The following is an 11,795-nucleotide window of genomic DNA, read 5'->3' on the forward strand; positions in this document are numbered from 1 at the left end:
GTTTCTATGATCAGGTCGCCCGCGGCGAAGCCTTCGCCGGGTGATGTTGACGGACGGATTCGCGTGCTCGCAAAGCTCTTCTCCTGGTGGAACGGCGCCACCATCGGCACCCTGGTGACGGTCAAGGGCCGCGGCGAACACGTCGGCACCGACGAGTTCGGCAACCGCTATTTCCAGTCGCGCGACACGGTCAGCTATGACGGCCGGCGCAGACGCTGGGTGCTCTACAACGGCTACGCCGAGGCTTCGAAGGTGCCGCCGGACTGGCACGGCTGGCTGCGCTACACCTATGACGAACCGCCCAGCCGCACCCCGCTCCCGCGCAAGACGTGGGAGAAGTCGCACCTGCCGAACCTGACCGGCACGCCGATGGCGTGGCGGCCGCCTGGCTCGCTGGCGGCCGAGGGCGTGCGGCCGAAGGCCGACGGCGACTACGAAGCCTGGAAGCCCGAGTGAGACGCGCGCTTCGCCTGGCGCTGATCGCGGGAACGGCGGTCCTGGCCCTCGGCGGCGCGGGGGTCACCGCGGCGTTGCTGGATCTGCCTCAGGACGCCCGGCCGGTTCAGGATCCGCAGGACCCGCCGCAGGCCCCGCCGGCCGAGCAGGCGCCCGCCGGCGACCCGGCGCCCGAGCGCCCGGTCCCCGTGACGCCGCCCGGCGGCGCGGACTCCATCGCCGCTGCGGTGGCCGCGGCCCAGGAATCGGATCGGGCGCCGGCGTCCATCTCACAGGCCGAAGAGAAGGCCGACGAGGACGAGGCCGAGGAGGGGGAGGTCGCTGTCGAAGCCGCGCCCGCCGAGCCCGAAGGCCCTCCCGGCCGGCGTCAGCGCCGCCGCTTCGCCATCGTTCAGGCGGTGGACAAGGTCACGGCCGAGACCATGCGCTTCGAGGTTGAGGTCAACGGCCGCCCGGTGGCGTTCAACAAGACCCTGATCTTCCGCGCCCGGGCCTGCGAGGTTTCGGCTTCCGACGAGCGCGCCCGTGACGCCGTCGCCTACATGGAGATCAGCGCCCAGCCCCGGGGCGGCGCTCCGGCACAGGACGTGCGCCAGCTGTTCCGGGGCTGGATGTTCGCCTCAAGCCCCGGCGTCAGCGGGCTGCAGCACCCCGTCTACGACGCCTGGATCGTGGGCTGTCGCGGCTGACCCACGGCCTCCGGCCCGCTCATCGGGGCGTGGAACAGCGTCATGTCGGGCTCCATGGCCACCGCAGCATCGAGCATCCGCATGTAGGCGGCGTGAGGCACGGCACGCGCTCCGAACTGGTCGAGGTGCGGGTTTTCGAACTGCGCGTCCAGAAGGACGAACCCCGCCCGGTTCAGGCGAGCCGCCAGATGCACCAGGGCGATCTTCGAGGCGTCGGTCGCGCGGCTGAACATGCTCTCGCCGAAAAAGGCGCCGCCCATCCGCAGGCCATACAGGCCGCCCACCAGACTGTCCGCGTCCCAGATCTCGACGCTGTGCGCCGCGCCGGCCGCGTGCAGGGCGACGTAGGCGTCGCGGATCGCGCCGTTGATCCACGTCTCCGGCCGCCCCACAGTCGCCGCGGCGCAGGAGGCGATGACCTCGCCGAAGGCGTGGTCGGTCGTGACGGCCAAGGGCGACTTGCGAACCGTGCGGGCAAGCCGCGACGGCACGCGGAAGGGATCCAGCGGCAGGATGGCGCGCACGTGCGGCCTGACCCAGCCGACCTCGGCGTCGTCCGCGGTCTCGGCCATGGGAAAGGCGCCGTCGCGATAGGCGCGAAGCAGGAGGTCCAGCGGGATCACGCCCCGCGACACGGGTCAGGCCCCGGCGCGCCGCTTGGCCCACTGCTCCAGCCAATGGATGTCGTAATCGCCTGACAGGATGTCCGGCTCCTGCAGCAGGCGCTGGAACAGGGGGATGGTCGTGTCGATGCCGCCCACGACCATTTCGCCGAGGCTCCGCTTCAGCCGCGCCACGCATTCCTCGCGGTCGCGGCCGTGCACGATCAGCTTGCCGATCAGGCTGTCGTAGAAGGGCGGGATGGAATAGCCGGCGTAGATGGCGCTGTCCAAACGGACGCCCAGTCCGCCCGGCGCATGGAAATCGGTGATCGTGCCGGGCGACGGCGTGAAGGTGTCGGGATTCTCGGCGTTAACCCGCACCTCGATGGCGTGGCCCTCGAAATGGATGTCGTCCTGGGTGAAGCTCAGCGGCAGGCCGGCGGCCACGCGGATCTGCTCGCGCACCAGGTCGACGCCGGTGATCGCCTCCGTCACCGGGTGCTCCACCTGCAGGCGGGTGTTCATCTCGATGAAGAAGAACTCGCCGTCCTCCCACAGGAACTCGATCGTCCCGACGCCCAGGTAGCCGATGGCGGCGATGGCCTTGTTGACGGTATGGCCGATCTCGGTGCGCTGCGCGGCCGACAGGGCGGGAGAGGGGGCCTCTTCCAGCACCTTCTGGTGGCGGCGCTGCAGGGAGCAGTCGCGTTCGCCCAGGTGCACCACGTTGCCGTGGCTGTCGGCGATGACCTGGATCTCGATGTGCCTCGGCTTCTGGAGATAGCGCTCCATGTACACGGCGCCGTTGCCGAAGGCGGCCAGCGCCTCGGACTGGGCGGTCTGCACCGCCTCGACCAGGTCGTCGGGCGTCAGCGCGACCTTCATGCCGCGCCCGCCGCCGCCGGCCGCCGCCTTCACGATCAGGGGGAAGCCGATGGTCTTCGACGCCTCGATGGCCGCCTCGACGGTCTCGACCTCGCCGTCCGAACCGGGGACCACGGGGATGCCCGCGTCCTTCACCGTCTGCTTGGCGGTGATCTTGTCGCCCATGACGCGGATGTGCTCGGGACGCGGACCGATGAAGGTCATGCCGTGCGCCTCGACGATCTCGGCGAAGCGGGCGTTCTCGGACAGGAAGCCGTAGCCGGGATGGATCGCCTGGGCGCCGGTGATCTCGGCCGCCGCGATGATCGAGGGGATGTTCAGATAGGATTTCGCGGCCGGCGCAGGCCCGATGCAGACGCTCTCGTCGGCCAGACGCACCCACATCGCGCCGCGGTCGGCCTCGGAGTGCACGGCGACGGTGGAGATGCCCATCTCCTTGCACGCCCGATGGACGCGCAGCGCGATCTCGCCGCGGTTGGCGATCAGAACCTTGGTGAACATGGCTTACGCCTCGAGCAGGACGAGGGGTTCGCCGAACTCGACCGGCTGGGCGTCGCCGACCAGCACCTCGACGACCTTGCCGTCACGCGGGGCCTGGATCGGGTTCATGGTCTTCATGGCCTCGACGATCAGCAGGGTCTGGCCCTTCTTGACCGTGTCGCCGGGCTGCACGAAGGCCGGCGCCTCAGGCGACGGCTTCAGATAGGCCGTGCCGACCATCGGCGACTTCACCTGCTCGCCGGCCTTGGCGACGATGGTGGCCGGGTCGCTGGGCATGGAGACGGGCGCGGCCGACGCGGCGGGAGCGGGGGCGGCGACGGGGGCCGGGGCGGCGGCATAGGCGACCGGGGCGGCCGCCACGGTGATCTCCCGCGCCACGCGGATGCGCAGATCGCCGCGCTCCACCTCGATCTCGGTCAGCTCGGTGTCCTTCAGGATGTCGGCGAGCGAGCGGACCAGCCCGGCGTCGATCTGGTCGGACTTCGGCGCGGCCGGCTTGGCGGCGGGGGACTTGCTGACGGCCATTTGGGACCTCTGTTTCTTCTGTCTTCGAACGGGCTTACGCCAGCCCGCGTTCCTGTGCCAGTTCGACGGCCGCCCGGACGGCCAGTTCATAGCCGCGCGCGCCGTGGCCCGCGACCGTCTTCGCCGCCACCAGGGCGACGTAGGAATGATGTCGGAACGCCTCGCGCGCCGCCGGATCCGACAGGTGGCATTCCACGACGGGGATGCTCAGCGTCTTCAGCGCGTCCAGCAAGGCGATGGACGTGTGCGTATAGGCCGCGGGGTTGATGACCAGGGCCTGCGCGGCGATCCGCGCTTCCTGCACCCAGTCGACCAGCACGCCTTCGTGGTTCGTCTGGCGAAAGTCGACCCGCCAGTCGGGCGCGGCGCGCTCGCAGATCCCGCGCACGTCCTCCAGCGTTTCGCGCCCATAGATTTCCGGCTCCCGTTCCCCCAGCAGGTTGAGGTTCGGGCCGTTCAGGACGAAAAGGACGGGGGTTTCGGGCATGCGCTCGAGATCGGCGGCCGGTCAGGCCGGAATCGGACGGGCCTTTTAGCCGAGGCTTCGCCGTCGTCCAACACGGAGATTGACCCCGCGTCATGCGCATTCAGCTGAACGGCGAGGACCGCGACGTCGCGGCGACCACGATCCTGGCGCTCGTCGAGGAACTCGGCCTCGACGTCCGCAAGGTGGCCGTCGAGCGCAATCTCGAGATCGTGCCGAAATCGCTGCATGCGGACACGCCGGTGACCGAGGGCGACCGCATCGAGGTGGTGCAGTTCGTGGGGGGCGGCTAAACCCCGCTCATGACCTCTTCCCCCGACACCTGGACCGTCGCCGGCCGCACCTTCTCGTCCCGACTGATCGTCGGCACCGGGAAATACGCCAGCTATGAGCAGAACGCGGCGGCGGCCGAGGCGGCGGGGGCCGAGATCGTCACCGTGGCGGTGCGCCGGGTGAACCTGACCGATCCGAACCAGCCCATGCTGGTCGATCACGTGAAGCCCGACCGCTTCACCTTTCTGCCCAACACAGCGGGTTGCTTCACCGGCGAGGACGCGGTGCGGACCCTGCGGCTGGCGCGCGAGGCGGGCGGCTGGGACCTGGTCAAGCTGGAGGTGCTCAGCGACACCGCCCACCTCTATCCCGACATGCTCGAGACGCTCCGGGCGCTGGACCTGCTGACCAAGGACGGCTTCCAGGTCATGGTCTACTGCACCGACGACGTGGTCATGGCCAAACGGCTGGAGGACGCCGGCGCCGCCGCCGTCATGCCGGCCGCCGCGCCCATCGGCTCGGGCCTGGGCATCCAGAACCGCGTCAACATCGGCCTGATCGTGGAGCAGGCCAAGGTGCCGGTGCTGGTCGACGCGGGCGTCGGCACGCCGTCGGACGCGACCCTGGCGATGGAGCTGGGCTGCGACGCCGTCCTGATGAACACCGCCATCGCCGGGGCGAGGGATCCGATCCTGATGGCCGGGGCCATGAAGCACGCCGTGATGGCCGGCCGTCAGGGCTATCTTGCCGGCCGGATGCCCAGGCGGATGTACGCCAGCGCCAGCTCGCCGCTGTCGGGCCTGATCTGAGGCCTAGCGGGCGGCCTGGATGGCGCGGCCGATCGCTTCGGGATCGTTGCTGGGCATGGCGCGGCCGTTCACGAAGAAGGTGGGCGTGGCGTCCAGACCCATCCGCCCCGCGCCGATCTGCACGTCGGCCAGCACCTGCGCCACGGGGGGGCTCTGCAGCGCCTCGCGGTTGGGGCCGAGGTTGACGCCGTTTTCGGCCAGCACGCGGTCGATGCCCTCGATGGTCAGCGATCGTTCCGCCATCAGCGCCTGATGCACCGGCAGGTACTTGCCCTGGGCATGGGCGACCAGGGCGGCGCGCGCGGCGTACTGCGACGTGATCTCGCCCTCGCGGTCCAGGATCGGCCATTCGCGAAAGACGAAGCGGACGTCGGGATTGTCCCGCATCAGCTGGATGTAGCCCGGCGCCGCCAGCTTGCAGTAGGGGCAGCGGTAGTCGAAGTACTCGACCACCGTCACCTTCGCGTCCGCCGGACCGAAGGCGGGCTCGTTCGGGCCCGGCTGCAGGAGGGCCGGATTGGCCTGCGCCGCCTTGGTCAGGGCGTTGACGCGGTCGGCGTTGGCCTTGACGTCGCGGGCGCGCACCACCTCGTCCAGAACCTCGGGATTGGCCAGCAGGTAGGAGCGCACGCGGGCGCCGAAGTCGCCGCCGCCGCCCACCTGCGGCCAGACCGCGACGATCAGCGCGAGCACGGCGACCGCGAGGGCGGCGGCCGTGGCGCGGGGATCGCCGAAGCGGGCGAAGGGATCGCGCGCCGGCGCGGTCTCGGGCGGGGTCTGTTCGGTCATGTCGGGTCCGTGTCGGGCGTCAGTCGCCGGTGGGGCGGATCACGCCGGGGCGCCGGCGGGCCGTGTCCTCGTCCAGCCGGCGCAGGTCCTCGTGCGTCGCGCCGGAGGCCAGGATGATGTCCATGGCGCGCCGCCATTCCATGGACCCGGGCTCCAGCATGTCGCGGGCACGCAGGGCGAACTGCACGGCCTGCCGCTCGTCGCCCATGGCGAAATAGAGCTCGGCGTGGGCCAGGCGTGCCTCGCCCTCCTTGCCCTGGCGGGCATAGGCCTGCCCCAGCAGACGCCACGCCAAGCTGTTCTCGGGTTCCAGCGCGACCGCCGTCTTCAGATGGGCGACCGCCTCCTCCACCGCCTCGGTGCGGCCGGACTCCAGCAGGGCGTGGGCCAGGTTCACGTGCAGCAGCGGGGCGTCGGGCATCAGGCCGACCGACTTGCGGTGGGCCTCCACGGCTTCCGGAGCGCGCCCCTCCTCGAACAGGATCTGACCGCGCAGTTCCCACAGGAAGGGGTTCTCCGGCTGCTCCGCCAGCAGTTCGTCGACGGCCGCCAGGGCGACCTCGGTCTCGCCGGCGCGATAGCGGGCGATGGCGCGCGCATAGCGTGCCGGATAGCTGGCGTCCGACTCCGGGTATTTCCGCAGGGTCTGGACCGGCGGCTCCATGAAGGCGTGGATCTTGGCCAAGACCAGCGCGTGCTCCGCGATCTGCACCGGCGTGTCCACGACGCCGTAGTGTTCGCCCTGGGTCACGATCGGGCGCAGCTGTTCGATGCGTTGCGACGACAGCGGGTGGCTGCGGAAATAGGGAAAGCGCCGCGCCTCGGAGAAGACCTCCTGAGACCGGAAATTCTCGAAGAAGCCCAGCAGACCCCGGCCGGACATGCCCGCCCGTTCCAGCGCCCGGGCGGCGGTGATGTCGGCCTCCCCTTCCTGCCCCTGCATGTAGCGCAGGGCCGACAGGGTGCCGAAATACTGGCTGTTGGCCATCAGCACGGCGGCCGCGTCGGGCGCGCCGGCCACCGCGGCCAGCGCGCCCAGCGCCATGGTCATCAGGAAGGGTTGCATCCCGGCCTGCTGGGCTCCGTCCCGCAGGGTGTGCCGGTTCTTGATGTGCCCGCCCTCGTGCGCGATCACGCCGAGCAGCTCGTTGGGCGTGCGCGTGCGCATGATCAGCCCGGTGTTCAGACCCATGATCCGCCCGCGCGTGGCGAAGGCGTTCAGCTCCTGGTCGTTGACCAGAAGGATGGTGATCTCGTCCGGCTCCAGCCCCATGGCGACGAAGACCGGCTCGGACCAGTCATGAATGATGCCCTCGATCTCGGTGTCGCGGATCAGGCTCTGGGCGCCGGCCGCCTGTGGGAACAGCGTCAGGGCGGCCGCCGCGAGAACGGCCGCGGCGCGGGTCGCGGTTCGGGTCAGCCAGCTCATTGAACGCTCCACTCCTGACGCCCCTCCGGCTTCATCCTAGGGCGTGACGGCCGCAGGTGAAACCGCGTCGACGGGTCGCTCCCTGCGTCCGAAACCATCGTGGCCGACTGATGGCGCCGTTACAGACGCCACCAGCCGCGCTTCGGTTTGGGCGGCGGCGCGGTGATCTGGGCCGGATCGTCCTCGGCGACCCCGGCAGGCGCCCGCGACCGCTCGGGCTTCGGCGCCGGAGCGGCCGAGACGGCGGGCTCGGGCTCCGGCTCGACGGCCGTTTCGACCTCGTCGGCGTCGACCGGAGCCTCTTCGGCTTCGGCCGTCGGGGACTCGACCTCCTCCGCCGGCGCGTCGAGGGCAGGGGCCTCCAGCGCCGGCGCGGCTTCGGCGACGACCGCGTCTTCCGTTCCCTCGGCGGCGGTCACCTTGCGGCGCACGCGGCGACGCTTGGGCTCGGCCGGCATTGCGACGGGAGCGGCGTCCGCAGCGGGGTCGGCGGTCTCAGCGATGTCCTGGACGCTTTCGGCGACCTCGGTCCCGTCGGTCGTCGCGAGACCCTCACCGCGCTCGCCGCGTCCGCGGCCCCGACGCCGACGACGCCGTCCGCCGCGCTCGCCGTCGCCGCGAGCTTCGTCCGATCGGGTCTCCTCGTTCAGGCGCGGAGCGTCTTCCGCACGGACCGGAGCTTCGCCGCCGGCCTGCGGCTGCAGGGGATCGAACCAGACGAAGGGGTCCTGAAGCGACGGCGTGCGGCCGCGGACCCAGACGAAACCGTCCTTCTCGCCCGCGTCCTCGCGCGCCCGGCGACCGCCGCGGCGTCCGCGACGGCGGCGGCGTCCGCCCTCGCCGTCGTCGTCGCTCTCGGCGCGACGGGGCCCGCGCGCCTCGCGGCGGGGCTCGTCCTCGTCGTCCTCGGCCGCGTCCTCGTCCTCGTCGTCTCCGAAGACGTCCTCGGCGGTCTCGTCCTCCTCCTCGGCCTCGTCGTAGACGAAGTCGTCGGTCAGATCGGCCGGATCGAAGTCCGCGGCCGGAGGCACGAAGTCCTCATTCGTCTCGATCCGGTCGACCGCGCTCTCGGCCTGCCCCAGCCGGTCGTCGACCATGACCACCAGGGTCACGCCGCGCTGTTCCAGCAGGCGGTCCAGATGACCCCGCTTGAAGTTCAGGATGTACAGGGCCGTGGCCGTGGGCACGCGCAGGTTAACCACCCCCGCGCCGTTCTTGCCCACCTCGATGTCGACGGCGCGCAGGGCCATCAGGGCCGCGCTCTCGGCCGAGCGAACGCGCCCGGCGCCGTGGCAGTGCGGGCAGGCCTCCGTCGCGCCTTCGATCACCCCGAGGCGGCGCCGCTGGCGGCTGATCTCCATCAGACCGAAGCCGGAAATCTTGCCCATCTGGATGCGGGCCCGGTCCTGGGCCAGGGCGTCCTTCAGGCACTTCTCGACGGCGCGGTTGTTCTTCGACTCCTCCATGTCGATGAAGTCGATGACGATGAGACCGGCCAGGTCGCGCAGACGCAGCTGGCGGGCGGCCTCGGCCGCGGCCTCCATGTTGGTCTTGAACGCCGTCTGCTCGACGTTCCGCTCCTTGGTGGCGCGGCCGGAGTTGACGTCGATCGCCACCAGGGCCTCGGTCTGGTTGATCACCAGGTAGCCGCCGGACTTCAGGTTCACGACCGGCTGGTGGATCTGGTGCAGTATCTCTTCGATGCCGTTCGCGGCGAACAGCGGCTTGGAGCCGCGGTACAGGTGCACCTTCTTCGCCTGGCTGGGCATCAGCACGCGCATGAAGTCGCGCGCTTCCTTCCAGCCCTCGACGCCCTCCACCTGGATGCCGTCGAAGTCCTTGTCGAACATGTCCCGCACGGCGCGGCGGACCAGGTTCTCCTCCTCATGGATCATCGCCGGGGCGTTGGACCGCAGCGTCGTCTCGCGGATCGTCTCCCACAGGCGCAGCAGATATTCGTAGTCGCGCTTGATCTCGGCCTTGGTGCGCTTGGCCCCCGCCGTGCGGATGATCAGGCCCATGCCGCGCGGCACGTCCAGCGACGCGGCGGCGGCCTTCAGCCGCTTGCGGTCTGCGGCGTTGGTGATCTTGCGCGAGATGCCGCCGCCCTTGCCGGTGTTGGGCATCAGCACGCAGTAGCGGCCAGCCAGCGACAGCCAGGTGGTCAGCGCGGCGCCCTTGCCGCCGCGCTCGTCCTTGACGACCTGCACCAGCAGGATCTGGCGGCGCTTGATGACGTCTTGGATCTTGTAGCGGCGCATCAGGCGGCGCTTCAGGCGCTCCTCGTCGGCCAGCTTGCCTTCGCTGTCGCCTTCGTCGTCCGCGCTCTCGCGGCCTAGATCGTCCTCATGATCCTCGTCCGTCGCGGCCTCGGCCATGATGGCCTCGCGGTCGGCGACCGGGATCTGGTAATAGTCGGGGTGGATTTCGTTGAAGGCCAGGAAGCCGTGGCGGTTGCCGCCGTATTCCACGAACGCCGCCTGCAGGCTGGGTTCGACCCGGGTCACCTTGGCGAGGTAGATGTTCCCGCGCAGCTGGCGCCGCGCCTTGGATTCAAAGTCGAATTCCTCGACCTGACGGCCCTGGACGATGGCGACGCGGGTTTCTTCCGCGTGCGCCGCGTCGATCAACATGGTCTTTGACATCAAAAGTCTCTCTCTGGCGCGCTCGGTCGTCCGCTCCGGGGCCTTGCCCGGTCGCCGCGACGGCTCGCCGAATGGAATGAGGGGCGCACGGATGGGCCGTCGCGCCGCGTCGCCCTTGGGGCGGCGGCGTCAGGGTCCGGTCGGACCGCGGGTTGGCCAAGGCGTGCAAGCCCATGGGTTCGGTTCATCCGGGGATCGGCCGTCCAGCGACGTCCGCCCCCTCTGTCGGGCGGCGCATGGCCGGCCCGGATGGCGTAGGGGTGCCGCGGGGAGGGCGCGCCGGTCAGGAGATTCCTTCGGCGCGATCAGACGCGGACGGCCGAACATAGGGGCGCCCACCGCGAATTGAAAGCACGTCCCCGCTTAACGGAATCCACAGGACGATGCCGCAGGATGGCCGCCGTATCCACGTTTCGTCCGCGAAGACCGTCAGAATGCGTGCTTCCTTCTCGTTTCCGACCGCAGGCTGGCGTCCTCGCGACTGGGCCCTGACGGCGTTGGCCTTCGTGGTCGTGTGCGTCGTCGGCCTGACGGCGGGCCGCGGGCTGGCCGCTTTCGGCGGCGACGTGCTCCGCCTGCGCCTCGGCGGCGACGCCCAGGCCACGCGCGTGGTCGTCGATCTGGACGGCGCGGTCGAGGGTTCGGTGGTCGAAGCCGGCCGCGACGGCCGCGTGGTCGTCGCCCTGCGCGGCGCCCGCGCGCGCTCGCCGCTGGAAGGCGAGGGCAGGGGGCTGGTCCGCCGGTGGCGCGTGGCCTCGGAGTCCGGCGGATCGCGCGTGGAGCTGACCCTCGCCGCCGGCGCCCGCATCGAGCGCCGCTTCCTGCTCCCGCCGGGCGACGGCGTGGAGCATCACCGCTACGTCGTCGACCTCGCCGCCGACGGGCGTCCGGCCGCCGCGGCCGCCGCCGAGCCGCGCCCCTCGGCACGGCGCGAGAAGCCCCTGATCGTCATCGACGCCGGGCATGGCGGCCGGGATCCCGGCTCCCTGGGCGCCTCTCACCGCGAGAGCGAACTGGCGCTGGCCGCCGCGCTCGACCTGAAGTCCGAGCTGGAGCGGACCGGTCGCTATCGCGTGATGCTGACGCGCGACCGGGACGTCTACGTGCCGCTGCAGCGTCGGGTCGAGATCGCGCGCCGCGCGGGCGCCGATCTGTTCATCTCGCTGCATCTCGATTCGTCGGCCGACCCGGCCACGCGCGGCGCCAGCGTCTACACCCTGTCCGAACAGGGGGCCGGCCGCGCCGTGCGCGAGTTCACCGGACGCGACGACTGGACGCGCGAACTGGACCTCCCGGGTCGGGATCCCGGCGTGGACCGCATCCTGCTGGACATCACCCAGCGGTCGACCCAGAATCAGTCCGCCCGCTTCGCCCGCGGCCTGCTGGGCGAGATCGAAGGCGCCGGCCACCCCATGCTGCGGCGCAGCCACCGCGACGCCGGCCTGGCCGTCCTGCTGGCCCCCGACGTGCCCGCCGTCCTGCTCGAAATGGGCTTCATCACCAATCCCGACGACGCCCGGGCGATGGGCAGCCAGTCCGGACGTCGCCGCCTGATGCGGGCGGTGGTCCGGGGCATCGACGCCTTCTTCCTCGACGCCGAACCTCTGCGCCACGCGTCGACCGGGAACGCCGCCGGACGCCCCTGACCCTTTGATCCCGTCGCCGACGCGGGCTACACAAACGCCGGGCGTCGCTCGGAGTATCTGGT

At 70.9% G+C, this 11,795-nt stretch carries 12 protein-coding genes; 5 read left to right on the plus strand and 7 right to left on the minus strand.

Annotated features, from left to right (window positions below):
* The first annotated feature begins 63 nt into the window (after positions 1-63).
* Together EFJ44_RS09040 and EFJ44_RS09045 are read left to right on the plus strand one after the other, a co-directional pair.
* Positions 64-456 carry an NADH:ubiquinone oxidoreductase subunit NDUFA12 gene (locus tag EFJ44_RS09040; protein WP_164511894.1) on the plus strand — a complete coding sequence of 131 codons (393 nt, stop codon included), beginning with the start codon at positions 64-66 and terminating at the stop codon, positions 454-456.
* The gene (locus EFJ44_RS09045; protein ID WP_125256900.1) at positions 453-1,145 is read left to right on the plus strand and encodes a DUF2155 domain-containing protein; all 693 of its coding nucleotides are present in this window, start codon (positions 453-455) and stop codon (positions 1,143-1,145) included. The genes EFJ44_RS09040 and EFJ44_RS09045 overlap by 4 nt, the downstream gene beginning before the upstream one ends.
* On the opposite strand, the gene aat is transcribed toward EFJ44_RS09045, so the two are convergent.
* From aat to EFJ44_RS09065, 4 genes are read right to left on the minus strand one after another with little or no spacing between them, the layout of a single operon-like run.
* Positions 1,112-1,780, minus strand: a complete 669-nt coding sequence (gene aat / locus EFJ44_RS09050; RefSeq protein WP_241209739.1) for a leucyl/phenylalanyl-tRNA--protein transferase — start codon at positions 1,778-1,780, stop codon at positions 1,112-1,114. The two genes, EFJ44_RS09045 and aat, sit on opposite strands and share 34 nt — an antisense overlap.
* Before the next feature lie 3 nt (positions 1,781-1,783).
* Entirely contained in the window at positions 1,784-3,133 is a 1,350-nt protein-coding gene (gene accC / locus EFJ44_RS09055; protein WP_125256901.1) for an acetyl-CoA carboxylase biotin carboxylase subunit, read from the minus strand.
* 3 nt (positions 3,134-3,136) lie between these two features.
* Positions 3,137-3,658, minus strand: coding sequence for an acetyl-CoA carboxylase biotin carboxyl carrier protein (gene accB / locus EFJ44_RS09060; protein WP_125256902.1), 522 nt, complete (start codon positions 3,656-3,658; stop codon positions 3,137-3,139).
* A gap of 34 nt (positions 3,659-3,692) precedes the next feature.
* On the minus strand, positions 3,693-4,145 hold the full coding sequence (locus EFJ44_RS09065; protein WP_125256903.1) for a type II 3-dehydroquinate dehydratase: 453 nt from the start codon (positions 4,143-4,145) through the stop codon (positions 3,693-3,695).
* A gap of 92 nt (positions 4,146-4,237) precedes the next feature.
* On the opposite strand from EFJ44_RS09065, the gene thiS reads away from it, so the two are divergent.
* Together thiS and EFJ44_RS09075 are read left to right on the plus strand one after the other, a co-directional pair.
* Positions 4,238-4,435: a sulfur carrier protein ThiS gene (gene thiS, locus EFJ44_RS09070; protein WP_125256904.1), complete on the plus strand. Its 198-nt coding sequence runs from the start codon at positions 4,238-4,240 to the stop codon at positions 4,433-4,435.
* A gap of 9 nt (positions 4,436-4,444) precedes the next feature.
* Positions 4,445-5,224, plus strand: coding sequence for a thiazole synthase (locus tag EFJ44_RS09075; protein ID WP_125256905.1), 780 nt, complete (start codon positions 4,445-4,447; stop codon positions 5,222-5,224).
* A 3-nt stretch (positions 5,225-5,227) separates the two neighbouring features.
* Here the strand turns inward: EFJ44_RS09075 and EFJ44_RS09080 are convergent, their stop codons facing one another.
* From EFJ44_RS09080 to EFJ44_RS09090, 3 genes are all read right to left on the minus strand, one after another.
* Positions 5,228-6,013: a thioredoxin domain-containing protein gene (locus EFJ44_RS09080; protein ID WP_125256906.1), complete on the minus strand. Its 786-nt coding sequence runs from the start codon at positions 6,011-6,013 to the stop codon at positions 5,228-5,230.
* Between the two features lie 19 nt (positions 6,014-6,032).
* A complete protein-coding gene (locus tag EFJ44_RS09085; protein WP_125256907.1) occupies positions 6,033-7,442 on the minus strand; it encodes a M48 family metalloprotease in 1,410 nt (469 codons plus the stop codon).
* Between the two features lie 119 nt (positions 7,443-7,561).
* A complete protein-coding gene (locus EFJ44_RS09090) occupies positions 7,562-10,087 on the minus strand; it encodes an Rne/Rng family ribonuclease (protein WP_125256908.1) in 2,526 nt (841 codons plus the stop codon).
* 434 nt (positions 10,088-10,521) lie between these two features.
* Between EFJ44_RS09090 and EFJ44_RS09095 the strand changes: the two genes are divergently transcribed.
* Positions 10,522-11,733, plus strand: a complete 1,212-nt coding sequence (locus EFJ44_RS09095; RefSeq protein ID WP_125256909.1) for an N-acetylmuramoyl-L-alanine amidase family protein — start codon at positions 10,522-10,524, stop codon at positions 11,731-11,733.
* The last annotated feature ends 62 nt before the right edge of the window (positions 11,734-11,795 follow it).

The organism is Brevundimonas fluminis (assembly GCF_003934285.1).
In the GTDB taxonomy this organism is placed as follows: Bacteria; Pseudomonadota; Alphaproteobacteria; order Caulobacterales; family Caulobacteraceae; genus Brevundimonas; species Brevundimonas fluminis.